Origin of the sequence: Streptomyces sp. NPDC088350, assembly GCF_044753545.1 — a bacterium.
Lineage (GTDB): Bacteria > Actinomycetota > Actinomycetes > Streptomycetales > Streptomycetaceae > Streptomyces.
Genome location: NZ_JBIVNL010000005.1, coordinates 334,766 through 359,809, shown reverse-complemented (window position 1 = coordinate 359,809; position 25,044 = coordinate 334,766). Strand labels below are relative to the sequence as shown.

27 protein-coding genes are annotated in these 25,044 nt (G+C 70.8%); 15 read left to right on the top strand and 12 right to left on the bottom strand.

What is annotated here, in order from left to right; all coding sequences use genetic code 11:
• The first annotated feature begins 26 nt into the window (after positions 1 to 26).
• Positions 27 to 1,358, top strand: coding sequence for an SGNH/GDSL hydrolase family protein (locus ACIQBL_RS19565; RefSeq protein WP_401943332.1), 1,332 nt, complete (start codon positions 27 to 29; stop codon positions 1,356 to 1,358).
• Here ACIQBL_RS19565 and ACIQBL_RS19560 read toward each other — a convergent pair whose 3' ends face one another.
• Positions 1,359 to 2,705 (bottom strand): FAD-dependent oxidoreductase, encoded by a 1,347-nt coding sequence (locus ACIQBL_RS19560; RefSeq protein ID WP_401943329.1) that lies wholly within the window; start codon positions 2,703 to 2,705, stop codon positions 1,359 to 1,361.
• A 226-nt stretch (positions 2,706 to 2,931) separates the two neighbouring features.
• Between ACIQBL_RS19560 and ACIQBL_RS19555 the strand changes: the two genes are divergently transcribed.
• Positions 2,932 to 3,405, top strand: a complete 474-nt coding sequence (locus ACIQBL_RS19555; protein WP_401943327.1) for a DUF6214 family protein — start codon at positions 2,932 to 2,934, stop codon at positions 3,403 to 3,405.
• A 9-nt stretch (positions 3,406 to 3,414) separates the two neighbouring features.
• Here ACIQBL_RS19555 and ACIQBL_RS19550 read toward each other — a convergent pair whose 3' ends face one another.
• The gene (locus ACIQBL_RS19550) at positions 3,415 to 4,167 is read right to left on the bottom strand and encodes a TetR/AcrR family transcriptional regulator (RefSeq protein WP_401943324.1); all 753 of its coding nucleotides are present in this window, start codon (positions 4,165 to 4,167) and stop codon (positions 3,415 to 3,417) included.
• A gap of 262 nt (positions 4,168 to 4,429) precedes the next feature.
• On the opposite strand from ACIQBL_RS19550, the gene ACIQBL_RS19545 reads away from it, so the two are divergent.
• A complete protein-coding gene (locus tag ACIQBL_RS19545) occupies positions 4,430 to 4,678 on the top strand; it encodes a DUF2630 family protein (RefSeq protein ID WP_043668925.1) in 249 nt (82 codons plus the stop codon).
• 157 nt (positions 4,679 to 4,835) lie between these two features.
• On the opposite strand, the gene ACIQBL_RS19540 is transcribed toward ACIQBL_RS19545, so the two are convergent.
• The 5 genes from ACIQBL_RS19540 to ACIQBL_RS19520 form a co-directional block, all read right to left on the bottom strand.
• Positions 4,836 to 5,567: an HAD family hydrolase gene (locus tag ACIQBL_RS19540; RefSeq protein WP_401943322.1), complete on the bottom strand. Its 732-nt coding sequence runs from the start codon at positions 5,565 to 5,567 to the stop codon at positions 4,836 to 4,838.
• 9 nt (positions 5,568 to 5,576) lie between these two features.
• Positions 5,577 to 6,092 carry a hypothetical protein gene (locus ACIQBL_RS19535; RefSeq protein WP_401943319.1) on the bottom strand — a complete coding sequence of 172 codons (516 nt, stop codon included), beginning with the start codon at positions 6,090 to 6,092 and terminating at the stop codon, positions 5,577 to 5,579.
• The gene (locus ACIQBL_RS19530) at positions 6,089 to 6,739 is read right to left on the bottom strand and encodes a phosphatase PAP2 family protein (protein WP_401943316.1); all 651 of its coding nucleotides are present in this window, start codon (positions 6,737 to 6,739) and stop codon (positions 6,089 to 6,091) included. The genes ACIQBL_RS19535 and ACIQBL_RS19530 overlap by 4 nt, the downstream gene beginning before the upstream one ends.
• Positions 6,740 to 6,832: 93 nt before the next feature.
• Positions 6,833 to 7,768 carry a M56 family metallopeptidase gene (locus ACIQBL_RS19525; protein ID WP_401943313.1) on the bottom strand — a complete coding sequence of 312 codons (936 nt, stop codon included), beginning with the start codon at positions 7,766 to 7,768 and terminating at the stop codon, positions 6,833 to 6,835.
• Positions 7,769 to 7,876: 108 nt separating this feature from the next.
• A complete protein-coding gene (locus ACIQBL_RS19520) occupies positions 7,877 to 8,425 on the bottom strand; it encodes a DUF5134 domain-containing protein (RefSeq protein WP_401943310.1) in 549 nt (182 codons plus the stop codon).
• Between the two features lie 195 nt (positions 8,426 to 8,620).
• Here ACIQBL_RS19520 and ACIQBL_RS19515 point away from each other — a divergent pair, with 195 nt between their 5' ends.
• The 3 genes from ACIQBL_RS19515 to ACIQBL_RS19505 all read left to right on the top strand — a co-directional run bounded on the left by ACIQBL_RS19515 (position 8,621) and on the right by ACIQBL_RS19505 (position 13,726).
• Positions 8,621 to 10,444, top strand: coding sequence for an FUSC family protein (locus ACIQBL_RS19515; protein WP_401943307.1), 1,824 nt, complete (start codon positions 8,621 to 8,623; stop codon positions 10,442 to 10,444).
• Positions 10,441 to 11,007: a MarR family winged helix-turn-helix transcriptional regulator gene (locus tag ACIQBL_RS19510; RefSeq protein WP_401943304.1), complete on the top strand. Its 567-nt coding sequence runs from the start codon at positions 10,441 to 10,443 to the stop codon at positions 11,005 to 11,007. The genes ACIQBL_RS19515 and ACIQBL_RS19510 overlap by 4 nt, the downstream gene beginning before the upstream one ends.
• A 118-nt stretch (positions 11,008 to 11,125) precedes the next feature.
• A complete protein-coding gene (locus ACIQBL_RS19505) occupies positions 11,126 to 13,726 on the top strand; it encodes a cellulosome protein (RefSeq protein WP_401943302.1) in 2,601 nt (866 codons plus the stop codon).
• Between the two features lie 71 nt (positions 13,727 to 13,797).
• Here the strand turns inward: ACIQBL_RS19505 and ACIQBL_RS19500 are convergent, their stop codons facing one another.
• Complete coding sequence (locus tag ACIQBL_RS19500) at positions 13,798 to 14,562, bottom strand: VOC family protein (RefSeq protein WP_401943300.1); 765 nt, start codon at positions 14,560 to 14,562, stop codon at positions 13,798 to 13,800.
• 140 nt (positions 14,563 to 14,702) lie between these two features.
• The gene (locus tag ACIQBL_RS19495; protein ID WP_401943298.1) at positions 14,703 to 15,098 is read right to left on the bottom strand and encodes a VOC family protein; all 396 of its coding nucleotides are present in this window, start codon (positions 15,096 to 15,098) and stop codon (positions 14,703 to 14,705) included.
• 75 nt (positions 15,099 to 15,173) lie between these two features.
• Between ACIQBL_RS19495 and ACIQBL_RS19490 the strand changes: the two genes are divergently transcribed.
• The gene (locus ACIQBL_RS19490) at positions 15,174 to 15,713 is read left to right on the top strand and encodes a GNAT family N-acetyltransferase (RefSeq protein WP_401943295.1); all 540 of its coding nucleotides are present in this window, start codon (positions 15,174 to 15,176) and stop codon (positions 15,711 to 15,713) included.
• A 3-nt stretch (positions 15,714 to 15,716) separates the two neighbouring features.
• On the opposite strand, the gene ACIQBL_RS19485 is transcribed toward ACIQBL_RS19490, so the two are convergent.
• Positions 15,717 to 16,400, bottom strand: a complete 684-nt coding sequence (locus tag ACIQBL_RS19485; protein ID WP_401943293.1) for a glycerophosphodiester phosphodiesterase — start codon at positions 16,398 to 16,400, stop codon at positions 15,717 to 15,719.
• Positions 16,401 to 16,806: 406 nt separating this feature from the next.
• Here ACIQBL_RS19485 and ACIQBL_RS19480 point away from each other — a divergent pair, with 406 nt between their 5' ends.
• From ACIQBL_RS19480 to ACIQBL_RS19460, 5 genes are all read left to right on the top strand, one after another.
• Positions 16,807 to 18,204: a DUF6421 family protein gene (locus tag ACIQBL_RS19480; protein WP_401943291.1), complete on the top strand. Its 1,398-nt coding sequence runs from the start codon at positions 16,807 to 16,809 to the stop codon at positions 18,202 to 18,204.
• Positions 18,205 to 18,242: 38 nt separating this feature from the next.
• The gene (locus ACIQBL_RS19475) at positions 18,243 to 18,989 is read left to right on the top strand and encodes an SDR family NAD(P)-dependent oxidoreductase (protein WP_401944033.1); all 747 of its coding nucleotides are present in this window, start codon (positions 18,243 to 18,245) and stop codon (positions 18,987 to 18,989) included.
• Positions 18,986 to 20,056 (top strand): threonine aldolase family protein, encoded by a 1,071-nt coding sequence (locus tag ACIQBL_RS19470; protein ID WP_401943288.1) that lies wholly within the window; start codon positions 18,986 to 18,988, stop codon positions 20,054 to 20,056. Before ACIQBL_RS19475 ends, ACIQBL_RS19470 begins: the two co-directional genes overlap by 4 nt.
• A gap of 87 nt (positions 20,057 to 20,143) precedes the next feature.
• Positions 20,144 to 20,716, top strand: coding sequence for a transglutaminase domain-containing protein (locus ACIQBL_RS19465; protein ID WP_401943287.1), 573 nt, complete (start codon positions 20,144 to 20,146; stop codon positions 20,714 to 20,716).
• An 8-nt stretch (positions 20,717 to 20,724) separates the two neighbouring features.
• Positions 20,725 to 21,417, top strand: coding sequence for a B3/4 domain-containing protein (locus ACIQBL_RS19460; protein WP_401943285.1), 693 nt, complete (start codon positions 20,725 to 20,727; stop codon positions 21,415 to 21,417).
• A gap of 4 nt (positions 21,418 to 21,421) precedes the next feature.
• On the opposite strand, the gene ACIQBL_RS19455 is transcribed toward ACIQBL_RS19460, so the two are convergent.
• Positions 21,422 to 22,150: a lysophospholipid acyltransferase family protein gene (locus tag ACIQBL_RS19455; protein WP_401943283.1), complete on the bottom strand. Its 729-nt coding sequence runs from the start codon at positions 22,148 to 22,150 to the stop codon at positions 21,422 to 21,424.
• Positions 22,151 to 22,336: 186 nt separating this feature from the next.
• Positions 22,337 to 22,753, bottom strand: a complete 417-nt coding sequence (locus tag ACIQBL_RS19450; RefSeq protein ID WP_401943281.1) for a DUF4395 domain-containing protein — start codon at positions 22,751 to 22,753, stop codon at positions 22,337 to 22,339.
• A gap of 75 nt (positions 22,754 to 22,828) precedes the next feature.
• On the opposite strand from ACIQBL_RS19450, the gene ACIQBL_RS19445 reads away from it, so the two are divergent.
• From ACIQBL_RS19445 to ACIQBL_RS19435, 3 genes are all read left to right on the top strand, one after another.
• Positions 22,829 to 23,242, top strand: coding sequence for a TlpA family protein disulfide reductase (locus tag ACIQBL_RS19445; RefSeq protein ID WP_401943279.1), 414 nt, complete (start codon positions 22,829 to 22,831; stop codon positions 23,240 to 23,242).
• A gap of 220 nt (positions 23,243 to 23,462) precedes the next feature.
• Positions 23,463 to 23,978, top strand: coding sequence for a flavin reductase family protein (locus tag ACIQBL_RS19440; RefSeq protein WP_401943276.1), 516 nt, complete (start codon positions 23,463 to 23,465; stop codon positions 23,976 to 23,978).
• 244 nt (positions 23,979 to 24,222) lie between these two features.
• Positions 24,223 to 25,020 (top strand): electron transfer flavoprotein subunit beta/FixA family protein, encoded by a 798-nt coding sequence (locus tag ACIQBL_RS19435; protein ID WP_401943274.1) that lies wholly within the window; start codon positions 24,223 to 24,225, stop codon positions 25,018 to 25,020.
• Positions 25,021 to 25,044 lie beyond the last annotated feature (24 nt).

Here is a 25,044-nt window from a genome sequence, read left to right as displayed (position 1 = left end):
ACTCCTTTTCGAGGAAGGTGGATTCAGTGCAGCCCACGAGACGGACCGCGATCGTCGCCACGACCACGACAGCACTGTCGGCCCTGGTCGCCACCAACCCCGCACGCGCAGCAGGGAGTCCGGCTCCCTCCGCCGGGCACTGGGTGAACACCTGGACGGCGATGCCCCAGCTCACCGAGCCCGGCAATCTGCCACCCGCTCCGTTCACCGGAACCAGGTCGGTCCTCGTCGACACCACCCTGCGACAGACCCTCCGCGTCACCGCCGGAGGTCGCAGACTGCGCCTGCGCTTCTCCAACGCCTACGGCGACACCCCGCTCCCGCTCACCGCGGTGACGGTGGCGCTCCCGCAGGACGGCAAGGCGGGAGCGAGTGCGATCGTGCCCGGCAGCGGCACGCCGGTCACCTTCGCCGGACGCAGGGCGGCGACCGTCCCCGTCGGCGCCCAACTGGTCTCCGACCCGCTGGACTTGATCCTGCCCGCCGCGTCCGTCCTGACGGTCACGACCTACCTGGCGACGGGCCAGCCCTCGCTCGCGCTCACCTCGCACCCGGGCTCGCGCACGACGTCGTACCTCCGCACCGGCGACCACACCGAGGACCAGGACCTGCTGCCCGGGGCGACCCCCGTCGACCACTGGTACCTGCTGAGCGACGTCGAGGTCCTGGCCCCTCGCCCCACCACGGCCGTGGCGATCCTCGGCGACTCGCTCACCGACGGCCGGGGCTCCACGACCAACGCCAACGACCGCTGGCCCGACCAGCTCTACGACCGCCTCCGCACCCACCCCGCCACCGCCGCCACCGCGATCCTGAACCAGGCGGCCGGCGGCAACCGGGTCCTCAACGACGGCCTCGGCCCCAACGTCCTCGCCCGCCTCGACCGCGACGTCCTCTCCCGCAGCGGAGTCACCCGCCTCATCGTCTTCGAGGGCGTCAACGACATCGGCACCGCCGACGCGACCCCCGCCGCCCAACACCGGCTCACCGAAGACCTGTTGGCGGCCTACCTCCAGATCGTCGTCCGCGCCCACGCCCAGGGCATCCGCGTCTACGGCGCGACCCTGCTCCCCTTCGGCGGCAACTCCTACGACGACCCGGCGGGCGAACGCGAGTCCTCCCGCCAGGCGGTCAACACCTGGATCCGCACGGCCGGTTGTTTCGACGAGGTCATCGATTTCGACCTCGCCGTACGCGACCCCGCCGACCCGCGCCGCCTGCTCGCGTCCCTCCAGGTGGGCGACTGGCTGCACCTGAATCCCGCGGGGTACGGGGTGTTGGCCGCGACGGTCCCCACGGGACTGCTGCGCCAGGCGCCACCGACATCTCCGTACGGAGGAGACCTCGTCGACGGGTAGCTACGTGCGCGCCCCTCGTACCGCCGCCAACAGGGCTTCCCAATCAGGCAGTTTGACCACACCACCCCGCCCGAGCGAGGCCCTCAGCTCCGCCTCGGCCCGTTCGATGGCCTCCCACCCGGCCCACTCGACCGGCTCGATCCCTTCGGCGCGCAGCGCGGCGAGGGGGTCTTCGGATGCTTCCTGTCGTACGAGCACGGGGGCGTCCCGGAGCAGGGACGTCACCGTCTCCTTGGCGTCGGGGCGGTTGGTGCCGATGACGCCGGTCGGGCCGCGCTTGATCCAGCCGGCCACGTACTCGCCGGGGACAGTCCTGCCCTCGCGCACGACGCGGCCCGCCCGATGCGGCACGGTGCCGAGATCGGCGTCGAAAGGGAGCCCGTCGAGCGGCACCCCGCGATAGCCCACCGAGCGCAGCACCAACTGCGCCTCGATGTCCTCGAATTGACCCGTCCCCGTCACCCCGCCCCGCCCTTCCGGCGCGGTGCGTTCGAAGCGCACGGCGCCCACGCGCCCCGTATCGGCGAGGAGTTCGACGGGACGGAGGAAGAAGCGGAGGTGGATACGGCGCGGGGCACCGGAGGGCGGGAGCGCCGCCCAGGTGCGCAGTGCCTCCACGTTGCGGCGTGGGGCGGCGGGCAGGGCGGAGAGGTCCAGGCAGTTCGGGTCGAGTGCCAACTCTGCTGGATCCACGGTCACTTCGGTGTCCGGGAGAGCGCCCAGCTCGCGCAGCTCCTTGGTGGTGAAGCGGGCCTGCGAGGGTCCGCGCCGGCCCACCATGTGGATGTCCGTCACGCCGCTCGCGGCCAGTGCGGTGAGCGCCGCCTGCGGGATGTCGGTGCGGCTCAACTCGGCCGCGCCGCGCGCCAGTATCCGCGTGACGTCCACCGCGACGTTGCCCACGCCGATGACGACGGCCGAGCGCGCGCCGAGCACGAAACCGTCGGCGGCGGAGTCCGGGTGGGCGCTGTACCAGGACACGAACTCGGTCGCCGACCAGCTGCCCGGCAGCTCCTCGCCGGGAATGCCGAGATGCCGGTCGGTAGCGGCACCGACGCAGTACACGACCGCGTCGTACAGCTCGCGCAGTCGGGTGGCCGGAAGCCCGCCGGGCCCCACCAGCACCCCGCCGAGGAACCGCACCCGCTCGTGCTCCAGGACCGACCGCAGATTGTTCTGGAGCGACTTGATCTTCTCGTGGTCCGGCGCGACGCCGTAGCGCACCAGGCCGTAGGGGCACGGCAGCCGGTCCAGGACGTCGACCAGCACCCCTGGTTCCTGCTGGACCAGGCTCTGGGCGGTGTAGACCCCGCTCGGCCCGGAACCGACGACGGCGACACGCAGCACGGCGGGACTCCTCACCCGTGAGGCACACAGGAGATCGCTGATCGCCAGACCACTGACAGGTCCAGGATCGCACCACCGGCGCTCCGCTGACAGGGTGCCGTGCGCAGCCGTACGCGAAGGGGGCGCGCGTGTCCGTTCGTATGGAATGTGATCATGCGGTTACGTTGCGTGTGTGCTAGAAGCATCCTTTCTTAATCTTTTTGATCGCTGCCCGGCGGACGGCGCTGTGTCCGTGTGGCCCGCGTGGGAAGTGCAGGAGCACGACGGGGCCACCTCGTGGTTCCACGTCCGGCTGGCCTTCGCCGACGGCGCCCGGGTCGACGCGCTCGCCGTGGTGTCCGAACAGTGCGTCTCCGTGGAGGACGTGCGGGCCCAACCGGCGCTGTCCCTCGACGACTTGACGGTGCTCGCCGACTGGATCGAAGGGCCGCTCTTCGAGGCGTGCGGACTGGAGCCGGAGGTGGTGGAGGGAGAGGAGAGTGCGGATTCGGGTGGAGCGCGCCGGGCCCGGTCGGCCTGGCCGCGTGGCATCGAGGGGCGCCGGCTGGTCGCGCAGGAGTACCGCGCGGCCCAGGAGGAAGGCGTCGATCCCGTCCTCGCGGTGATGTGCGCGACCGGACACAGTCGGCGGCGGTCCCTTCGGCTCATCTCCCAGGCGCGCGACGCGGGCTTTCTGACGCCTCGTCATGCCCGGCGCTGAGCAGGGCCGTCAGGCGTCGGAGGGTCCGGTAGGGCGGTCGTCGGCGGGTCTGCCCCCGGCCGACCGATCCCCGGCCGAACGACCCTCCGTTGATCTTTCAGCGGTGGACCTGTCGTCGGTCGCGAAGAACCGCGACAGGTCCGTGTCGGCCGCTCTGCTCGGCGCACCGGGGTCCGGTGGAATCCCCAACTCCCAGTCGAGCCCGTACCGTTCGAACAACTCGGTCCGCAGCACCGGAATCGGCATCGGCACCCCCGGCACGAGCGCCGCGTACACCGCGCCCATGAGGAGCGCGCGGAGCATCGGGTAGTCGGACGGGACGTTCCCCGAGCCGTAGCGCGCGATCGTCTCGCCGAGCAGCTCGGACAGCCGCCGTTGCTCCGGGCACTGCACGAAACCCTCGCCCTGGAGGAGTCCCGCCATGTGCTGGCGCATCAGCACGGGCCGGTCGTGCGCGAGGCCCAGGATCGCGTCGATGGCGCGCGCCATCCGCTCCCGCCCGTCGTCGGTAAGGGGCTCGCGCTCCAGCGCCTCCTCCAGTGTGCGGTGCATCAGGCGGTGCACCGCGGACTGCACGAGCTGGCGTTTCCCGGGGAAGTAGTACGACACCAGACCGCGCGCCGAGCCGGCCCGGTCCGCGATGTCGCCCAAGGTCGTGGCCTCGTACCCGCGCTCACCGACCAGTTCGAGGGCTGCCAGCAGGAGCCGCTCCCGGGAACGCCGTCGCAACTCTTCATTGACCGAGGCGCTTCGCGGGGACATGCTGTAACTCCTGCGTTGACTGGCTATCAGCCAACTATACTCAGGACGTCCGGGTCTCCCGTCGCGGGGGTCCGGCGAATGCTGCCGTCCGTCTGGGGCGACGCGGGGGATCGTCTCAGGCGGGCGGCTCCTTTTCACCCCAATGGTTTCCTTGGGCGACTTTTGACCCGGTGTCCGTCGCCGCCTTCTCGCACATCTGTCGCACGGCCCGTGATCCGTCCCTAGAGTGGGCACGGGTGTCGAGCCGAGGAGGCGCACGGGTATGGAGCAGGACCAGCAGATCTTCGCGCGAATCAACGAGATGGTCGACGACGAGCGCAAACTCCGGGAGGCCCTCGCGTCCGGCACGATCGACAGCACCACGGAACACCAGCGACTCGGACAACTGGAGCGCGAACTCGACCAGTGCTGGGACCTGTTGAGGCAGCGCCGCGCAAAGGTGGAGTTCGGGGAGAACCCGGACGAGGCGCGGGTGCGGCCGGAGTCCGAGGTGGAGGGGTATCAGGGGTGAGCGGGTGGGTGGGGTGCGCCGCGGCCGGGTTTTTTGGCGGCTCGGGGTCGTGATCCCGACCCGGTGCTGCCGGACCGAAGACGTTCGACCGTACCTCCGAGGCCCGGCGCCCCGCAGCTGACCGTTTCGCCCGCGAGTACGACCGCGCGCGGAGGCCTCAGCCTCGCCCCTTGGGCCAGTCCCGTCCTGGAAGTCCGCCCTGCCCGGCCAGCTCCAGCACAGGCCGCAGGGCGGCCGGCCGTTCCGTCACCGGCCGGTGTTCCACGAAGTGCACCCCGCACCCCAGCGCCGCCGCCCCGCCGTCCGCCCGCCGGTCGTCTCCGACCATCAGCACGTCCTTCGGGTCGACGCCGAGGGCCTCGCAGGCGACCGTGAACAGCCGGGGGTCCGGCTTCTGGACGCCGTGTTCGTACGACAGGACGTACGCGTCCACGTACGCGTCGAGGCCGTGCTCGCGGAACACCGGCCGCAGATCCCAGCCGATGTTGCTGACCACACCGACGCCGATCCCGCGTTCGTGCAGGGTCCGCAGGACGTCCTCCGTGTCCGGGTACGGCGTCCACGCGGCCGGCGTCATGTGCCGGTCGTACAGCGCGTCGTGCAACACCGGTTCGGGCAGCGGGACTTGGCGTGAGACGCCGGTGTACGCGGCCCGGTGCAGCTCGGCACTCTCGTCGCGGATCGCCCACACCCCGGCGAACTCCTCGGGCAGCCGCTCCGGCTGCGCCCCACCCGGCAACGCCCCCGCCGACTCCAGAGCCCGCGCCGCCTCGGCCAACTCCGGCTCGGGCAGCGCGATCCCGGTCTCGCGCAGCACGGCACGGAGCCAGGACTCGGTGGACTCGATACGGAAGAGGGTTCCGGAGAAGTCGAAGAGGACGGCACTCATACGGTGATCTTACGCGGCCACATTCCACTCGGCCGGAAGATCACTCCCGCAGAACACACAGACGAAGTCACCCCCGCGCACGATGTTGATCTCCCGGCACGGTTCACAGCGCCGGAACACCACGGCGTGGGTGAACGCGGCGGGACGGCCGATGCCGGCCTCGTCGAGCGCCCGTGCCACCGCGTGCCAGGCGTCGAGACGGGGGCAGTAGCCGGTGGACTGGTTGCTGATCTCCCCGACGACCCAGCACCCCGCCGCGCGCCCGAACCCCATCTCACCCGCCGCCAGCACATCGGCGCCCCCTGCACATGCCACGTGCTCACTCCGGCGGGGTGCCAGGCGCAGCAGACCGCCCAGGTCGACCACGAAGGTGAAGGGTTCGGCGAGTTCGGCTCGGTCCCGTCCGGTCGGCCAGGCGTCCAGCTTGGAAGCCGACCGCACGACCCGGCCCTCCGCACCCGGCCGCACGGCCGTCCGCAACTCCGCCGGCCCGACACAGCGATGCCGCCGCCCGGCCGCGCTCACGCCCGCCACCGTTCGTACGCGCCGACGGCCAGCGCCACCACGAGCGCCCCCAGCAGCCAGCCGCCCAGCACATCCGACGGCCAGTGCACGCCCAGCCACACACGGGTCAGTCCCACACCCGCGACGGAGATCACGGCCAGACCAACGGCCGTACGCCACACAGCGCGTCCGGCGTCATAGTGGTGCAGCAGCCACAGGAGCAGGCCGCAGACCACCGTGGCGGTCATGGCGTGGCCCGAGGGGAAGGCCGCGTAGTGGGCCGAGTCGACGGGGTCGGGCCATACCGGGCGGGGGCGGTCGAGCAGCGCCTTGAGGGACTGTTGCAGCACTGTGCCGAGCGCACATGTGGCCGCCAGCCATAGGGCCGTCCACCATGCCGCGCGCCGCCACACCAGCCATCCCATGGCGACCGCACACACGAGACGCAGGGTCAGCGGGTCCCAGACCCAGTCCGTCAGGATGCGGCACACACGGGTCACCCCGTGCTCCTCGACCGCCCACCGATGCGTGGTCCGGGCGATCCGTTCGTCCAGGTCGATCAGCGGGCGCCACTCGACCGCGACCAGGGTGAGAAGCAGCGCCGAGCACAGCGCCAAGGGGAGGGCGGTGCGCCGGGTGGTCGGGAGGCGGAGGTACGGAGTGCTCATGGAACGATCCTCGCCGACCTGCGGCGTACGCGGCCAACCCGGCCCCGGGACGAGGCCATCCCTACCTCCGTTTCGGCTTTCCTCGGCTCCGCCTCAGCCGAGCGCCCGCAACCCCGGCACGAACGCCACCAGTACGGGTACCACCGGCACCAGCGTTGCCGTGGCGGTCAGCCCCAGGCGGCGCATCGCCGTGAGCCGGTCCGGGGGAGTGAGCAACCGGTGCACCCGCTGCGGGACATGGGCGTGCGGAGTGGGGCACGGGCCGAACACCCCGCGGTCCTCGTTGAGTTCGACCAGTGCCAGTGCCGTCGTGAGGCGGCCGAAGCGGCGGGAGGCCATGTCGTCGGCGGCGAGTTCGACCAGCCGGTGCATCTCGTCCCGGAACGCGGCGAACACCGGCACCTGCGGAAACCCGTTGGCGAGCGCGCCCGAGCAGTGCAGCAGCCAGTCGTGCCGGGCCTGTGCGTGCCCCTGCTCGTGCGCGAGGAGCGAGTCCAGCTGTCGCCCCTTGAGGCGCCTCAACGCGGCCGTGGTGATGACCAGTTGGGGCGCGGTACCGGACAACCACCAGGCGTCCGGCCGCTCCCCCTCCAGGATGACCAGCGGCTCGGCACCCGGCTCCTCACCGGGCAACACCGGGGCCCGTACGAGGAGTTCGGCCCTCCGCAGCCGACGGCGCGCCCGGGCCCGTACGACTTCCCGGACCAGCATCGCCGCCGTCCACGCCCCGCCGCACGCGAGGGCCACCGCGGTCGCCGCGGCCCAAGGGCCGGTCGTCACCAGGGGATAGGCGTCCACGACCGCGTGCGGGGCGTTGGCGAAGACATGCCCGCGGACCGCCTGCCACGCGGCGGCGGCGCTGAGCGTCATCGACAGGGCGCAGCACAGGAGCACGGCCACCACCACGCACTGCCACACCCACAGCGCGACCACCGGCTCGTGGTCCGCCCAGTCGGCCCGGGCGAGCAGCCGTGGGGCGACGACGGCGGCCAGGGCGCCGAGCAGCAACAGTGCCGCGGGGACCATCATGGGAGCACCCTATGAGCGGCGCGGTGATCAGGGGTACGGCTTGTTACGGCAAAGTGACGCAGACCACGATTCCGTACAGTCGCCCGGTCCCCGTGTCCGGGTCCCCGCTCAGAGCGTCAGCAGCATCGCGACCATGCCGATCCCCATCGACAGCCGGCACGCCCGTGCCAACTCCGGCCGGTCGCCCCACCCGACGCTCCCGGTGCCGACGGCCGTGGCGGACACGGGTACCAGCCGGGCGCCCGACAGCAGCACGTATCCGACGAAGTAGAGGAGCAGCGCGCCCGTCACGAGCGGGACTCCGGAGCTTCCGTGCTCGTGGTGGTGTCCGGGGGAGGCGGCCATCACGAGCGCCATGTAGACCATGGCCGCGGTGCCCAGCAGATGGTGCACATGGTGCGGGCTCCTGCGTGCCGTCCACAGGGCGCGCAGCGCCGCCGCGCCGAACACCGTCGCGTAGACGGGCCAGGCCCACGACGGAGGGCTGAACGCGGCGGCGGGCACGGCCATCGCGGCCATACCGAAGCCCATCAGCGCCTCACTGCCGGCGGCCCGGCGCTGTTCCTCGACAGGGCTGCGCATCCGCAGCAGGCAGTAGGCCCCGGTCGCCGCGCACAGCGCGACCAGCAGCCAGCCGGGCGAGGCCGGTCCGTGCACGCGCGTCCCCCGTTCCGCCCTGGGTGTCGCTCTCCGTCGACGGTCGGTCACAGGTTGCCCGCGCCGGGCGGGGCGCAACCGAGCGCAAGGGTGTACACGGGGAGCACTTGACGGAGCGCGGCAGGTGAGCGGCAGGTCGGAGGCGTGCACACCGGAAATGCTTCACGAGTAAAACACCCGTTAATCTTGTTCCCCATGAGCAGTGCGACCCCCACCCCCGCCCCTCGCGTCCGACGTCTCCCGCTCACCGGCGTGCTGCGCCTCGGCCGGCCCTCCGACATCTGGTTCAAGCCCGCGCTCAGCGTGGTCGCCTCGATCGCCCCGCCCAACCTGACGCTGCTGGCCCTCGGCCGCCTCGACCTGGCGATGTACACGATGGCCGGATCCCTGTGCGCGCTCTACGCCCACAACAAGCCGTACGCCGCCCGGGCCCGCGCCCTGGCCCGGGTGGTGCTCGGCATGGTCGGCGGGCTCGCCGTCGCGCTGGTCACGGCCTCCCTCACCACCGACGCCGTCGTGCTGGTCACGGTCGGCGCCGCCCTGGCCGCCGTACAGAAAGGGCTGTGCGACGTGACCCGGATCGGTCCGCCCGGGAACGTCGTCCTCACCTTCATCACCTCGGCCTCGCTCTTCGCGCCGCAGACGCTCGGCCAGGTCCCCGGCCACCTCGCGCCGGCCGCCGCCGCGGGCGTCTGGGCATGGCTTGTCGGCATGGCGCCCGGCCTCGTCCGGCCCCACGGCCCCGAGCGCCGCGCCACCGCCCAGGCCCTGAACGCCGCCGCCGCGTACGCCGCCGCACGCGGCACCGGAAAGAGCCCTGCACGCGCGCGTGCAGGCGGCGGCCCTTCACACGCGTGTGCCGATGACGGCCTTGCACGCGCGCGTGAAGACGACGGTCACGCACGCGCGTGTGCCGATGACGGCCCTTCACGCGCGCGTGAAGACAACGGTCCCGCACGCCTGCGTACCGCCGCGGCAGCCGCTGTCCACGCCGCCTGGCAGTCCCTGCTCGCCACCGGCACCCGCACCCCGCCCCGACGCGCCCTCGAACGCCTCCTCGTCCGCGCCGAGGTCGCGCTCGCCGCGCCCGCGGACGCCGACCCGGAGCGGCTGCGCACCTGGGCGCGCGAACTGCGCGGCAGGGGACCGGTCCCGCAGACCGACGCCCCGGCGGGCGCCGTAGCCGAACTCCTCGGTGTGGACGCCGAACTCGCCACCCCCGCCCGCCCGTTGTGGACCAGGCTCGGCCCGCTCACCCCCCTCGTGCTGCGCACGGCGCTCGGCTGCGCCCTCGCCGGATACGCCTCCCTCGCCCTCGGTGTGGGCCGCCCCTACTGGGCCCTGGTCACCGCCGCCTCCCTCTATCAGGCCAACATCACGCTCACCTGGAGCCGGGGCGTGCAGCGGGTCGTCGGCAATCTCGCCGGTGTGCTGGTCTTCGCCGCGGTCGCCCCGCTCGCCCACACGCACCCGGCGGCCCTCGTGCTGTGCTGCCTCGCCTTCAGCTTCGGCGCCGAGGCGCTGATCAGCCGCAACTACTGGCTCGGCAGCGTCTGTGTGACCCCGATGGCGTTGCTGATCACGGAGTTCGCCCGAGCTCAGCGTCCCGGTGAGCTGATCACCGAGCGGGTCGTGGACACCCTCGTCGGCGCCCTGGTCGGCCTCGTCGCCGCGTTCGCCGTCACCAACCGCCGCGCGACCGACCGCATCGAGGAGGCGCTGACCGCGCTGGAACGGGCCCGCGAGCGCGCCGCGCACCTCCTGGCGGAGCCGACTCCCGCGCCCGGCGCCCTGGAATCCGCGCACCGGACGCTCGCCGCCGCCGTGGTCGAACTCCGCGCCACCGCCGACGCCGCGTCCGGCGAGTGGTGGCAGCGCGCCCTGCCGCAGGAGCGGGTCGTGCTCGCCGAGCGGTCCGGACACCGTACGCTCGCCGCGACGGTACGACGCCAGGGGTCGCACTCCCGGCCGGCCGCGGATCGGCGCACGGGCAGGAAGACGGAGGGCATACGGGGATGACGGCAACCAATGGACGGCCGGTGGACGGCGCGGCCCGCCCCACCGCTCCGAGTGCGACCCGGCGCGACACCGTCGCCGCCGTCGTCGGGCAGTGGCAGGCCGTGCACCCCGACCTCGACACCGGCCCGATGGAGATCATCGGCCGCATCAACCGGTGCGCCGCCCTGCTCCAGCAGGCCGAGGACGCACCCCTGCGCCGGGCCGGGCTCAGCCGCCCCGAGTTCGACCTCCTCGGCGCGCTCCGCCGCACCGGGCACGAGCTGACACCGAGCGAGCTGACCCGGGAGACCTTCTCCTCCGGCGCCGCCGTCACCAAGCGCCTCAAGCAACTGACCGAACGCGGGCTCGTGGAACGCCGTGGCGACACCCGCGACCGCCGCGTCGCCCACGTCCGCCTCACGGACGCGGGACGCGACCTCGTCGACGCCATCCTGCCCGAGCAACTCGCCTACGAGACCACCGTGCTCTCCGGCCTTGACCACCCCGGACAGGGCGAACTCGCCACCCTGCTCGGCGAGTTGCTGGTCCAGTTGGAAGGCCGACCGGGCATGCTGCACGTCTGAGCCGCCGTACGCGGACGGTGACAGCCCGTTGACGCGAGCCGTGTGATCTCCCTACGTTCGACCAGGCCGGTTCGGGACGCCGACCGGCATACGACATGTCGAACAAGGGATTGATGCCGTGGCAGCCGCAGCCTCCCCGCCCGAGACGCTCACCATCGACCTCGGCACCGACACGGGCCCCTTCCACGGAGGCGCGAGCGGCACGCTCTACGGCCTCTACGGCGACGGCGTCCCCAGCCGCAACGTCGTCGAGGGCATGTACGTCCGCACGGTCTCCACCAAGGCCCAGGACGGCACCCAGCACCCGGGCGCCGACGCCCTGGAGATCCTGGAACCCTTCGTCGAGGCGGGCGGCAAGGACGTCTACGTCTACCTGACCGACATCTACCGCGGCTTCCCCTACGAATGGCCCGGCGCCACCGGAACCGAGCGCCTCGCCGACTTCACGGCGCGCGTCCGCAGGCAGGTCGAACAGGTACTGGCACTCGGCGCGTACAGGTCCCATGTCGTGTACGTCCCGTTCAACGAGCCCGAGGGCAACATGTTCGGCACGGGGGAGTGGAGCTACGACCAGGTCTCCTGGCGCACCGACCCGCGCCGCTACTTCACCGCCTGGCAGGACACCTACCGCCTCATCAAGGAACTCGACCCGGGCGCCCGCATCGCAGGACCCAACACCTGCGTCCTGTACGACGAGGTCAGGGGCTTCCTGGAGTTCGCCGAGGCCGAGGGCGTACTGCCCGACGTGATCACCTGGCACGAGCTGTCCTCGCCCGACGAGATCCGCACCAACGTCGCGAAGTACCGTGCGCTGGAGCGGGAGTTGGGGATCGGTCCCCTCCCCGTCAACATCAACGAGTACGCGCACAACTACCACTTGTCCGTCCCGGGACAGATGATCCAGTGGATCGCCGCGATCGAGGAGTCCAAGGTCGACGCCGACATGGCGTACTGGAACATCGACGGCAACCTCAACGACTCGGCCGTGGAAGCCAACAAGGGCAACGGCCAGTGGTGGCTGTTCAACGCCTACGGGCAGTTCACGGGCAACACCGTCCGGGTCACCGCGCCCCACCCCAACGTCCAGTACACGCTGCAGGGCGTCGCCGCGCTGGACCGTGCCAAGCGGCAGGCGCGGGTGCTGCTCGGCGGCGCGGGCGGATCCGCGGACGTCGTGTTCGAGCACGTGGACCCCGAAGTCTTCGGTACGACCGTCCACGTACGGCTCCTGGAGATCCCCTGGACGGGCCAAGTCGGTTCCTCCGCGCAGCCGTTGCGGCTGGCCGATCGCGAACTCCCCGTCCTGGACGGCGAAGTGACGCTGCGTCTGACCGACCTGGAGGAGATGTCGGCATACCAGGTGATCCTGTCCCCGGGAGGCAAGGGGGCCGTGGCGCTGCCGCCCTCGGTCGGCTGGCGGCGCGCGTACCAGGCCGAGGACGCGGCCTACATCGGTGGTGGCCGTTCGCTCAACGGACCCGAGGGATCCCCGTCCAACGTCGACAAGTTCGCCGGTTCGACCGGTTACCACGTGGGCGGACTCCGCACCGGCTCCGACGGCGTGCTCGCCTTCTCCGTGGAGGTCCCGCGGGACGGGACGTACGACCTGAGCGTCTTCGCCAACTCGTACAACCTGGCCGACGCGGTGCGCGAGCAGGGCCCCACCAATGTCTTCCTCCGCGTCGACGGCAGGCACCCGCAGGAACTCCGACTGCCGCTCGGCTACAAGTGGGCGGTATGGGGCCACACCGACACCCGGGTCGAACTGACCGCCGGCGCGCACACGATCACCCTCGCCGCCAAGGATCCCGACCTCGGCGCCACGCGCGGTGACGCGGTCGTCGACAGGATCGACCTCGCCCTGCGCGACGACCACGTGACCGCTACGGCGCTGTACGACGCAGAGTTCGCGGCTCTGGGAGGCGGTGCTCGTGTCGACTACGGGCGGCGCGGAGCTTCGGGCCCCGGTGTCGCCGTACTGCCGCGGGGCGGCACCGCCACCTTCTGGGTGCACGCGGCGGAGGACGGGGAGGCGACGGTTGCCGTCGATCGGATCGGTTCCGGGGAGGGCGAGTTGACGATCAACGGCGAGAACGTAGGGATTGTCGGTGGAGGTGACATGAGGATCGTTGAACGATCCGACATCCCCCTGTTCCTCGCGTCGGGCATCAACAAGATCACCATCACCGCCACCTCGGACGAACTCATCCTGGACCGCCTCCGCACCGGCCCCTCACGCGGTCTCCTCCCCACCTCGACGCACCCGGCGGAGGAAGGCATCACGACCGGCAGCGCCAGGGTCACCGGCGCCCATACGTTCGCCACGGGCGGCAAGGCGGTCGACGGCATCGGCGCCGGACCCGCGAACGCTCTGACCCTCACGGTGACGGCGGAGCGGGCCGGCCGTCACGCGCTCACGATCCGCTACTCCAACGGCGAACAGGCGCCCGCCACGCACTACAACCCGGACCCGGTCTGCCGCCACGCGGACATCGCGGTCAACGGGGCCGCCCCGCAGCGCGTCCTGTTCCCCACCACCTTCCACTTCAACAACTTCCACGAGCTCACCTTCCCCGTCACCCTCGACCAGGGCACCAACACCCTCGCCTTCACCGCCGACGAACTCCCGGACCACGACGGCCACTCCAGGAACCAGTACGGCCAACGCTCCGCGTACGCGCCCGTGATCGACAGGGTGACGGTGACGCGGTTGGCGTGAGAGCGAAGGCGGGGGGAGCGGGAAACGGAGGGAGCGGGAAACGGGGGGAGCGGGAAACGGGGGGCGCCGCCTCAGCCCTCCGCACCCTCCGCGTACACCCCGAACACCGCCCCCTGCGGATCCCGCACCACCGCCACCCGCCGCACGTCGCCGATGGACATGGGTTCCATGAGGACCGTGCCGCCCGCGTCCGTCGCCGTGGTGGCGGCGGTGCCGACGTCCGGCACGGCGAAGTACGGCAGCCAGTGCGCGGACACCTCGGGCGGGAACTTCTCGTCCATCGTCATCATGCCGCCGAAGTCGGCGCCGTCGATGCCCCATTGCGGGTAGTGCGCCGAGGGGCGGACGGTCCAGCCGAACACCGTCGTGTAGAACGTCTCCGCCTGTTCGGGCGCCCGCGTGAGCAACTCCACCCAGCCCAGCGCGCCGGGCGCGTTGAACAGCCCGGCGCCGGGGAAGGTGCGGGCCTGCCAGGTCTGGAACGCGGCGCCGCCCGGGTCGAGGGCGACTGTGAAACGGCCGATGTCGAACACGTCGATCGGTTCCATCAGCAGGGTCCCGCCCGCCGCGCGGATCTTCTCGGCGGTCGCGTCGGCGTCCGCGACGGCGAACGACACGTTCCACGCCACCGGCTGCGACTCCTGGAACAGGGGCGTCAGCGCGGCGACCGCCGCGTCCCCGATGTGCGCGACGGTGTAGCCGCCCGCCTCCTGCCGGGGATCGGTCTCCGGACGCCAGCCGAACAGGTCCGAGTAGAACCGTTTTGCCGCCTCCAGATCACTGGTCCCCAACTCGGTCCAGCAGGGCCCACCGGTCACCGGTCCGTCGAGCTTCATGGCGTTCCTTCCGCGGAAAGCTCCCCTCCCAGCACGCTAAACCCGGGCCGCGACCCCGGCCATCCGGGCACGGAAGGCCGCCCTGGCCGCCCTGGCCGTCGTAAGCCGGGATGTTCCGCAGCCGCTGGATACCGGCGGCCTTAGATCCCCGGCCGGTAGCGCATCGGATGATCCGCCGGCACCTCCACCACCACGATCCGTGTCCCGTCCGGATCCGCGATCCACATCTCGACCAGACCCCAGGGCTCCTTCACCGGCGGTCGCACGATCTCCACCCCCTTCGCCCGCAGCTCCTCGTGCGCGCCTTCCGCGTCCGCGACCTGCAACCACAGCTGTGCGGCGGCGGGGGAGGGCGGGGTGTCCGAGCGCCCGGAGACCTCCAGGAATTCTTCGCCGAGGAAGTAGACGGTCCCGCGCGCCACCCCTGTGCCGAACTCCCTGTAGACGGGCAGCCCCAACTGCTCGCCGTAGAAGGCGCGGGACCGGTCGGGATCGGTGGGGCGCAGCAGGATACGGCTGCTCAGTACGTGCACCATGCGGCCCGAGCCTAGCCTCCGTACCGCGTTACTCTCGTCTCTCTCGAGCCGCGCCCCCGATCGGAGTTGTGCACCATGGACACCGCCGCCACCGGACCGACCTTCCGCGACGCCACCGACGCCGATGTGGACGCCTTGGTCGTGCTGATCGAGTCGGCCTACCGGGGGGACGCCAGCCGGGCCGGCTGGACCACCGAGGCGGACATCCTCGAAGGGCAGCGGACCGATCCCGAGGGCGTGCTCGCGGTGATCAAGTCGCCCGACAGCCGACTGCTGGTCGTCGAGCGCGACGGGCAGGTCGTCGCCTGCTGTCAGCTCGAACACCGCGGCGATCACGCCTACTTCGGGATGTTCGCCGTCAGCCCGCGGCTCCAGGGCGGCGGCCTCGGCAAGGTGATCATCGCGGAGGCGGAGCGAGCGGCCCGGGAGACGTGGGGCGCGCGGGAGATGCACATGACCGTGATCTCCGTACGGAACGATCTGATCGCGTGGTACGAGCGGCGCGGCTATCGCCGTACGGGCCGGATGACCCCGTTCCCGTACGGCGACGAGCGGTTCGGCGTTCCGCAGCGCGACGACCTGCGGTTCGAGCTGCTGGTCAAGGAGCTCGCATAGCCGCTATGCCGTGAAGCGGCCGGTGCGTTTGATCTCCGGGTAGTCGGTGGTCGCGCCGTCCAGCTCCAGGGCGCGGACGAGCCGCAGCTGGTCCTGGGTGTTCACCACCCAGCCGATGATCTTCAGGTCCGCCTTGCGGGCCGCCTCGACGACCTCCAGGGTGAGGCGTCGGATGTTGAGGCAGACCGTTTCGGCACCGGCCTCGGTGGCCCGTTCCACCACGTCGGGGCCGAAGCGGCCGGCGATCAGCGCGGTGCGTACGCCGGGCACCAGGCGGGCGATCTCGGCGATCGCCTCGTCGTGGAACGAGGACACCTCGACCCGCCCGACCAGGTCCCGCCGGTGCATGACCTCGGCCAGCGCCCGCGCCGCCGCCAGGTCCTTGATCTCGGCCTGGATCGGCGACCCGACCGCGTCCAGTACCTCTTCGAGGACGGGCACGCGCTCGCCGCGGCCCGCGTCCAGGGTGCGCAGCTCGCCGAGGGTCTTCCCGGCGATCGGACCGGTCCCGTCGGTCGTGCGGTCCACGTCGGAGTCGTGCATGACGACAAGGGCGCCGTCGCTGCTCAGATGCAGATCGAGTTCGATGACATCGAGGCCGGCCTGCTCGGCGGCGACGAAGGAACGGAGAGTGTTCTCGGGTTCGAGACCCATGACTCCGCGGTGACCGATGGTAAGGAAGTTCAAGGTTCAACTCGCTTCCGTCGACGGCGGCTCGGCACGCGCGCGCGGGCGCGGCCGGACACCGGCGTCCACGCGGCAGAGCCGCAGCCTAATGGCCGGGCCCGGCGATGTACCCGTGCCTACACGGGGGATTGGCGGCGGCTGCCGGGGCGTGTCCGGAGCGTACTGCGCGGCGCCGTCACCCGGCCGTGGGCGAGCCGGGCGGACGTTGACCGGAAACCGGCCCCCGGCCGTGGGCGCCCGCCGCCTACCCGGCCACAGCGGAAGTAATCGCCTTCCTTGTGTCCGGCAGGAAAAAGAGCGGTGACAGGCGAGTGGTGCAGGATAAATTGCTGATCCTCCACTTGCTGGGAGAAAGCATGAACGCATACGGTGTCCATACGCGAGGTTCTCCCGTGGAGGATGGGATATGACGGAAATTCTTGTGCAGGTGGGTTCGGAGGAGCGGGTTCCTCCCATGACCAGGGTGGTGGAGCATCCGGCATGGCCCGTGCTCAAGGATGCCGTGGAGCGGATCCGGCCATGGCAGTCCAAGGACGGCTCGATCGACTTCGCGGCCGAGGGCGCCCCGGACCGCGCGGAGGCGGAGTCCGCCGTGCGCCGCGTGACGGGCGCCGTCGAGGAGCTTTCCCCGCTGCTCCCGCATGATGCCGCGTACCACGCCGCGCTCGTCAGGGATCTGGGGCAGTGGGCCGCCGACGGCTTCCAGGTGCCCGACTTCCTGGACTCGCTGCTGGCCTTCCAGCCCGCCGCGAACCGCCGGGACGGACTCCAGCACCTGGTCGTCTTCCCGATGTACACGCAGAACGGCAACCCGGACCGCAACCTCGAAGCGGTCGTCCTGCGCATGGTCTGGCCCGACTGGCTGGCCGAGCTGGAGGCGACCCGCTACGACAACCCGCTGTTCTGCGGCATCACCTTCGAGGACTTCACGTCCGGCTACGACACCAACTCCGCCGTGCTCTTCCCGGAGACCATCGCCGTACGCCAGGCGCCGGAACGTTTCTCCTGGGGTGGCATCTTCTGCGACCGCGAGGCCGCCCGCTTCCGGCGGGTCACCGAGGCCGCCGTCGACATCCTGGGTATGCGACTGCCCGAGGACGTCGCCACGATGGTCCACGACCAGAAGCGCTGCGAGGAGGCCTTCGTCCTGTGGGACATGGTCCACGACCGCACCCACAGCCACGGCGACCTGCCCTTCGACCCGTTCATGATCAAGCAGCGCCAGCCGTTCTGGATGTACGGCCTCGAAGAGCTGCGCTGCGACCTCACCGCCTTCAAGGAGGCCGTCAAGCTGGAGGCCGACGGCGTCCAGCAGGCCCGTGACGTGCAGTACGCGGTCCTCTTCGACCGCATGTTCCGCTTCCCGGTCACCGGCGAACGGGTCCGCAACTACGACGGTCTCGGCGGCCAGCTCCTCTTCGCCTACCTGCACAAGCACGACGTCGTCCGCTGGACCGACAACAAGCTGCACATCGACTGGCGGCGCGCCCCCGAGGTCACCAACCAGCTGTGCGCCGACATCGAGGACCTCTACCGCGCGGGCATCGACCGCCCCAAGCTGGTCCACTGGTTCAAGGCCTACGAGCTGGTCGCCACGTACCTCGCCCCGCACCCGGGATCCAAGTGGGCGAAGGGTCCCGACGCCCTGGACCTGGGTCAGCCGCCGCGGAAACTCGTGGACGACGTGCTTCCGGACGAGTTTCCGCTGAGCATGTTCTATGAGGCACTCTCCAAGAAGCTGAAGAACGTGATCGCCTCGACCAAGGGCATCACGGCGGAGAGCGAAGAGCGGATCGCCGCGTGAGCGACCGTACGACCGAAGTGGCTCAGGAGGCGAGGACCATGGGGAACGGGGCGCTCAACGGCGCGGTGATCGCGGTGGCCGGAGCGGGCGGGCCCGCGGGCCGTGCCGTGCTGTTGCGGCTCGCCGAGGCGGGCGCGACCGTCGTCGGCTCGGACGCGCATCCCGAACGCCTGGCGGAGGCCGTGGACGCGGCCCGCTACGCGCACGGCGGCGCCACCGTCGTCGGGGACACCGTCGACCTCCTCGACCCGCAGGCGACCCGCGACTGGGCCGCGCACATCGAGAAGGACTTCGGCCACGTCGACGGCCTGGTCCACCTTGTCGGCGGCTGGCGCGGCAGCGCCACCTTCACCGACACCGACCTCGCCGACTGGGACCTGCTGGAGAAGCTGCTCATCCGCACCGTGCAGCACACCTCCCTGGCCTTCTACGACGGCCTGGAGCGCAGCGACCGGGGGCGTTACCTCCTGATCAGCGCGGCCGGCGCCAGCAAGCCGACGGCGGGCAACGCGGCCTACTCCGCCTCCAAGGCCGCCGCCGAGGCCTGGACCCTCGCCATGGCCGACGGCTACCGCAAGGCCGCCGGCGAGGGCGGCCCCACCTCCGCCGCCGCCATCATGGTGGTGAAGGCACTGGTGCACGACGCGATGCGCGCCGAACGCCCCCACGCGAAGTTCGCGGGCTTCACCGACGTCAAGGACCTCGCCGAGGCCATCGCCGGCGTCTGGGACAAGCCCGCCTCCGAGGTGAACGGAAACCGTCTGTGGCTGACCGAGAAGCCGTGAACCCTCCGAAGACCGACGCCCGTCGCCATCACGACCCGGAGATCCGCGGCTTCGCCAGCGACAACTACGCCGGCGCCCACCCCGAGGTACTCGCCGCCCTGGCCCTGGCCAACGGCGGCCACCAGGTCGCGTACGGCGAGGACGACTACACCGAGAACCTCCAAGGGATCATCCGCAGCCACTTCGGCGCCACGGCCGAGGCCTTCCCGGTCTTCAACGGCACCGGCGCCAACGTCGTCGCGCTCCAGGCGGTCACCGACCGCTGGGGCGCGGTGATCTGCGCCGAGAGCGCACACATCAACGTCGACGAGGGCGGCGCCCCCGAGCGCATGGGCGGCCTCAAACTCCTCACGGTGCCCACCCCCGACGGCAAGCTCACGCCCGAACTGATCGACCGGCAGGCCTTCGGCTGGGACGACGAGCACCGTGCGATGCCGCAGGTCGTCTCGATCACCCAGAGCACCGAACTCGGCACCCTCTACACACCCGACGAGATCCGTGCGATCTGCGACCACGCCCACGCGCGCGGCATGAAGGTCCACCTCGACGGCTCCCGGATAGCCAACGCGGCGGCCTCCCTGGACGTCCCCATGCGGACGTTCACGAACGCGGTCGGCGTCGACATTCTCTCCCTGGGCGGGACGAAGAACGGCGCGCTGTTCGGCGAGGCGGTCGTCGTCATCGATCAGGACGCCGTCAGCCACATGAAGCACCTGCGCAAGCTGTCCATGCAGCTCGCCTCCAAGATGCGCTTCGTCTCCGTGCAGTTGGAGGCGCTGCTCGCCAAGGACCTGTGGCTGCGCAACGCCCGCCACGCCAACGAGATGGCCCAGCGCCTCGCCGAGGGCGTCCGCGCGGTGCACGGCGTGGAGATCCTCTATCCGGTGCAGGCCAACGGCGTCTTCGCCCGCCTCCCGCACGACGTGAGCGTGCGACTGCAGCAGCGGTTCCGTTTCTACTTCTGGAACGAGGCGGCGGGCGACGTCCGCTGGATGTGCGGTTTCGACACGACCGAGGACGACGTGGACGCGTTCGTGGCGGCGCTCAAGGAGGAGATGGCGCGCTAGCCGACTCCAACGGAGCCGATGCATAGGTATGCGGTCATCTGAAAAGTCATTGACTCTCGGGTGATCGCTTTCCTATGCTCTGCAGGCATGGAGCTCATCCAGAACACCCCCGACCTGTCCGCCTATTTGGCCGCTGACGAGGTCGTCGACCACGACCATCCCCTGGTGCTGGCAACGGCCGCACGGCTGGCCAGGAGTGCGGCGGACTCGTATGCCTATGCACGGCTGGCGTTCGAGTACGTGCGGGACGCCATCCCGCACTCGCAGGACTCCGGTGATCCGCGCGTCACCTGGCGGGCCTCCGACGTCCTGGAGCAGGGCACCGGAATCTGCTACGCCAAGGCGCACGCGCTGGCCGCGCTGCTGCGGGCCGAGGACATCCCGACGGCGTTGTGCTACCAGAAGTTCGACGTGGTGCACGGGCTGGTCGCCGTGCGGTTCAACGGGGCCTGGCACCGGCAGGATCCGCGCGGCAACAAGCCGGGCGTCGACGCGCAGTTCTCCCTCGACGGCGAGCGGCTGGCCTTCGTCCCCGACCCGGAGTTCAATGAGCTGGACTATCCGGTCCTGTACGCTAAACCGCACCCGGTCGTACTGAGCGCCCTCAAGGCCGCCCCCGACCGGCCGCACCTGTGGAAGACGCTCCCGACCGCACTCTGAGGCAGACCATGACCCTCATCCTGACCGTGTCCGACGAAGTCCGCGCCCTCGCCCCCGGTTTCACGCACCTCGCGATCGAGGCGACAGGACTGGTCAACGGGCCGAGCACCGAAGCGAGTTCGGCGCTCCTCGACGAAGCGGCCCGCCGCCTGGCCGTACGACTGGACGGGCGCGCCCCGCACGAGGACCCGCACATGACCGCCTGGCGCGAGATGTACACGGCGTTCGGGTCGAAGCCGTCGCGGACCCGCAACTCGGCGGAGGCGCTGGCCAAGAGGGCACTCTCGGATGCCGGGCTGCCCCGGATCAATGTGCTGGTCGACCTCTACAACGCCGTCAGCGTCGCCCACTTGATCCCGGTGGGCGGCGAGGACACCGACCGCATCCAGGGCGGGATGACGCTCGTACGGGCCACCGGGGAGGAGGACTTCGTGACCGTCGCGGGCGGCGAGGAGATCGTCGAACACCCCGACGCGGGCGAGGTGGTGTGGACCGACGCGGCAGGGGTCACGTGCCGCCGCTGGAACTGGCGGCAGGGGCCGCGCACCAGGCTCACCGAGGAAACGGCCTCCGCCGTCTTCCTGTTGGAGGCTCTGGCGCCGATGCCCGTCGCCGAGGTCGAGCGGGCGGGTGCCGAACTCGCCGAACTGCTGGAGAAGTTCAGCCCCGGGGCGCGGATCACCGTCCACGCCCCGGCGTGACGATTCAGCGCGCCTCGGCCGCCTTGACCTCTTCGGGAGTCGGTGCCGTACCGCCGAGATGGGCGGGCATCCACCATGTGTCGTCCGGGCCCTTGGGGCGTACCGGATAGGCGCGCTGGGCGGCCTCCAGCAGCTCCTGGACGCGCTCGCGCACACGGCGGGTGATGGCGCCCGCGTACTGGTCCTGCGGGGCCTCCAGCGGCTCGCCCACCCGGATGGTGATCGGGGTGTGACTGCGCTTGAAGTTCTTGGGGTGGCCCTTGGTCCACAGGCGCTGGGTGCCCCACAGCGCCATCGGGATCAGCGGGACGCCGGCCTCCTGGGCCATGCGCGCGGCACCGGACTTGAAGCTCTTCAGGGTGAAGGACTGCGAGATGGTCGCCTCGGGGAAGACGCCGACGATCTCACCGTCGCGCAGGGACTGCAGCGCGTGCTGGTAGGCCGTCTCGCCCTGCTTGCGGTCCACCGGGATGTGCTTCATGCCGCGCATCAGCGGACCCGAGATTTTGTGCCGGAACACCGACTCCTTCGCCATGAAGCGCACCAGGCGCTTCTGCGGCAGGGCGGCCAGACCGTCGAAGATGAAGTCCAGATAGCTGATGTGATTACTGACCAGCACGGCGCCGCCCGAGCGCGGAATGTTCTCCGATCCCTTGCAGTCGATCTTGAGGTCCCAGGCCTTGAACAACGTTTGGGCGAGACCGACGACGGGACGGTAGACAAGCTCAGCCATGGACGGGGTGGACCCTTCTCTCTGCCTGGAAGGGGTTCTCCGGGCGGGAAAGTTACGCAGCCGTAGGTTTACGGCATTGCGCAGATCGTGCCCCAAGAACGAACGACTGGCCAGTCCTCGTGCCGCAGAACGGCGAGATCCTCGTCACGTCCATCACTTGATCCACCTCGGCCTTTTAAATTGCCTTTACTGTGCACGTACCGCCACTCGGCGCGCGAGCAGGTACATCTCGCATCCGAGGCAGTACCCGAACGCCGCATTGAGGAACGCGGCGGCGAGCGCCAGCCCGGTCGCCGTGAGCCCCAGCCAGGTGGGACCCGGGCCGAATCCGACCAGACCCACCCCGGCGAAGACCAGCCCGACCGCCTGCGCGAACCGCGGCGGCAGAGGCGCCTCGAACTCGGTCGCCGGACCGATCCGGGGCCGTACAGCCGTCCGGAACAGCCAGCCGTACGGCGAACGGCCCACGCCGCCCGCCGCGCCCAGCGCGAACGCCAGGGTCTGCCAGGCCAGCAGCCAGAAGCTGCCGGTGATCAGCACGACCGCCAGTACTACGGTCGTCAGGACCGCGCCGAAACGCGGCCCTCTCGCATCGATGTCCATGAATCAAGGATTCCGCAGCGGAAACGATTCCGGGCGCCGGGAATCTTTGCAGTCTCGTGAACGCTGGAGGATGGGATGACCGGACTTGTGGTGTGCGCGGTGGTGCTCGCGGCGGCGAGCGCCTACGGAGTGCTGCATCGGCGGCGGAGCGGGAGAGTACGGGTGCGTGGGCGCGACGGCGGAAAACGGCTCGGCGCCGCCGAGTTGGGCGGCGACCTCGGCGAGAAGGCCACCCTGGTGCAGTTCTCCAGCGCCTTCTGCGCGCCCTGCCGGGCCACGCGCCGGGTGCTGGGCGAGGTGGCCGGCATGGTCCCCGGCGTCAGCCACATCGAGATCGACGCCGAGGACCACCTGGACCTCGTACGGGAACTCGACATCCTGAAGACCCCCACCGTGCTGGTTCTCGACGCCGACGGGCGGGTCGTGCGGCGTGCCACCGGCCTCCCCCGCAAGGCGGATGTCATCGCGGCTCTGGGTGAGGCGGTCTGACGGTTGTGACGCCTTTGGTGACGACTTCGGTGAGCCATCTCCCATATGCCGGAACGTACTTGACTGTGCGCACCACCTATCGTCAACCTGACCGTATGCCTACGGAACTCCTTCTCTTCGGGCGGGTGCACGTCGACCTGGCCCGCACCGCGAGCGCGCGCTGTCCGGGCTGTTGAGCAGCCACGGACCCGGTTCGTCCCCTCCGCAGAAGGACACGTCCATGACGGCCACGCCCGACCTCGGCACCCGTACTCCCCAGCTCGCCTCTCCCGATCTGCTGCGCTCCGTCTTCCGGCAGCACGCGGCCGGTGTGGCGGTGATCACCGCGCGCGGTGAGAACGGCCCGGTCGGCTTCACCGCCACCTCGCTCAGCTCCGTCTCCGCACAGCCCCCGATGCTGTCCTTCGGGATCAGCACCGGCGCGTCCAGCTGGCCGGCGATATCCGGGGCCGACCATGTCGGCGTCCACATACTCGGCGAGCACCAGGAGCAGGTGGCCGCCACCTTCGCCCGCAGCGGCGCCGACCGGTTCGGGGCGCCCACCGCCTGGCGCGAGGGGCCCGAGGGAGTGCCGGTCCTGGACGACGTGCTGGCCTGGCTGGTGTGCCGGGTCGCCGCGCGCGTGCCCGCGGGGGACCATCGCATCGTCCTGGCCGAGGTCGTCCTCGGCGACCCCGCCGGCTCCGGCCGCCCGCTCCTCTACCACCAGGGGCGCTTCAACGGACTGCGTGACTGAGACCACTCTCCTCGGGTGACGGGCCACCCTGCGAAAGCGTCGAGTTCCGATTACGCTGCGTTGCACAGGTCACAGTTCAAAGCGCTTGCTTAGCGGGCACCCCCTGAGGGAGCGTAGTGCTGCGTACTGGCGAGTAATATTTCGCTCGGAGCACCGGCCGCCCGCACCGGGAACGGCCGTTCAAGGCGCCTATGCTGCCTGGAAGTAGGCAGCCGAAAAATGACGATGCAGTAGGAGAGCCGGCGTGAGCTTGAGGATCGTTGTCACTGTGAAGTACGTGCCCGACGCCACTGGCGACCGGCACTTCGCCGATGACCTGACCGTCGACCGGGACGACGTGGACGGTCTGCTCTCCGAGCTCGACGAGTACGCGGTGGAGCAGGCGCTGCAGATCTCCGAAGACCGGCAAGCAGCAGGCGACGACGTGGAGATCACCGTCCTGACCGTGGGCCCGGAGGACGCCAAGGACGCCCTGCGCAAGGCGCTGTCCATGGGTGCCGACAAGGCGATCCACGTCGAGGACGACGATCTGCACGGCACCGACGTCATCGGCACCTCCCTGGTGCTGGCCAAGGCGATCGAGAAGGCCGGCTTCGACCTGGTCGTCTCCGGCATGGCCTCCACCGACGGCACCGCCGGTGTGATCCCCGCCCTGCTGGCCGAGCGCCTGGGCGTCCCGCAGGTCACCCTGCTCTCCGAGGTCTCCGTCGCGGACGGCGTCGTCAAGGGCCGCCGTGACGGCGACACCGCGTCCGAGCAGCTGGAGGCCTCCCTGCCGGCCGTCGTGTCCGTCACCGACCAGTCGGGCGAGGCGCGTTACCCCTCCTTCAAGGGCATCATGGCCGCCAAGAAGAAGCCGGTTCAGGCCTGGGACCTCTCCGACCTGGAGATCGACACCGACGAAGTCGGCCTCGAAGGCGCCTGGACGGCCGTCGACTCCGCGGCGCAGCGCCCCGCGCGCACCGCCGGCACGATCGTCAAGGACGAGGGCGAGGGCGGCAAGCAGCTCGCCGAGTTCCTCGCGGGCCAGAAGTTCATCTAGGCCCAAGGATCACGGCCCAACTCG

What these genes read in the sequence shown, in the direction of transcription:
- ACIQBL_RS19550 (WP_401943324.1), bottom strand. Translation starts at nt 4,167, where the DNA reads ATGTCCCCGCGAAGCGCCTCGGTCAATGAAGAGTTGCGACGGCGTTCC.
- ACIQBL_RS19545 (WP_043668925.1), top strand. Translation starts at nt 4,430, where the DNA reads ATGGAGCAGGACCAGCAGATCTTCGCGCGAATCAACGAGATGGTCGAC.
- ACIQBL_RS19540 (WP_401943322.1), bottom strand. Translation starts at nt 5,567, where the DNA reads ATGAGTGCCGTCCTCTTCGACTTCTCCGGAACCCTCTTCCGTATCGAG.
- ACIQBL_RS19530 (WP_401943316.1), bottom strand. Translation starts at nt 6,739, where the DNA reads ATGAGCACTCCGTACCTCCGCCTCCCGACCACCCGGCGCACCGCCCTC.
- ACIQBL_RS19525 (WP_401943313.1), bottom strand. Translation starts at nt 7,768, where the DNA reads ATGATGGTCCCCGCGGCACTGTTGCTGCTCGGCGCCCTGGCCGCCGTC.
- ACIQBL_RS19515 (WP_401943307.1), top strand. Translation starts at nt 8,621, where the DNA reads ATGAGCAGTGCGACCCCCACCCCCGCCCCTCGCGTCCGACGTCTCCCG.
- ACIQBL_RS19510 (WP_401943304.1), top strand. Translation starts at nt 10,441, where the DNA reads ATGACGGCAACCAATGGACGGCCGGTGGACGGCGCGGCCCGCCCCACC.
- ACIQBL_RS19500 (WP_401943300.1), bottom strand. Translation starts at nt 14,562, where the DNA reads ATGAAGCTCGACGGACCGGTGACCGGTGGGCCCTGCTGGACCGAGTTG.
- ACIQBL_RS19495 (WP_401943298.1), bottom strand. Translation starts at nt 15,098, where the DNA reads ATGGTGCACGTACTGAGCAGCCGTATCCTGCTGCGCCCCACCGATCCC.
- ACIQBL_RS19490 (WP_401943295.1), top strand. Translation starts at nt 15,174, where the DNA reads ATGGACACCGCCGCCACCGGACCGACCTTCCGCGACGCCACCGACGCC.
- ACIQBL_RS19480 (WP_401943291.1), top strand. Translation starts at nt 16,807, where the DNA reads ATGACGGAAATTCTTGTGCAGGTGGGTTCGGAGGAGCGGGTTCCTCCC.
- ACIQBL_RS19475 (WP_401944033.1), top strand. Translation starts at nt 18,243, where the DNA reads ATGGGGAACGGGGCGCTCAACGGCGCGGTGATCGCGGTGGCCGGAGCG.
- ACIQBL_RS19465 (WP_401943287.1), top strand. Translation starts at nt 20,144, where the DNA reads ATGGAGCTCATCCAGAACACCCCCGACCTGTCCGCCTATTTGGCCGCT.
- ACIQBL_RS19460 (WP_401943285.1), top strand. Translation starts at nt 20,725, where the DNA reads ATGACCCTCATCCTGACCGTGTCCGACGAAGTCCGCGCCCTCGCCCCC.
- ACIQBL_RS19455 (WP_401943283.1), bottom strand. Translation starts at nt 22,150, where the DNA reads ATGGCTGAGCTTGTCTACCGTCCCGTCGTCGGTCTCGCCCAAACGTTG.
- ACIQBL_RS19450 (WP_401943281.1), bottom strand. Translation starts at nt 22,753, where the DNA reads ATGGACATCGATGCGAGAGGGCCGCGTTTCGGCGCGGTCCTGACGACC.
- ACIQBL_RS19445 (WP_401943279.1), top strand. Translation starts at nt 22,829, where the DNA reads ATGACCGGACTTGTGGTGTGCGCGGTGGTGCTCGCGGCGGCGAGCGCC.
- ACIQBL_RS19440 (WP_401943276.1), top strand. Translation starts at nt 23,463, where the DNA reads ATGACGGCCACGCCCGACCTCGGCACCCGTACTCCCCAGCTCGCCTCT.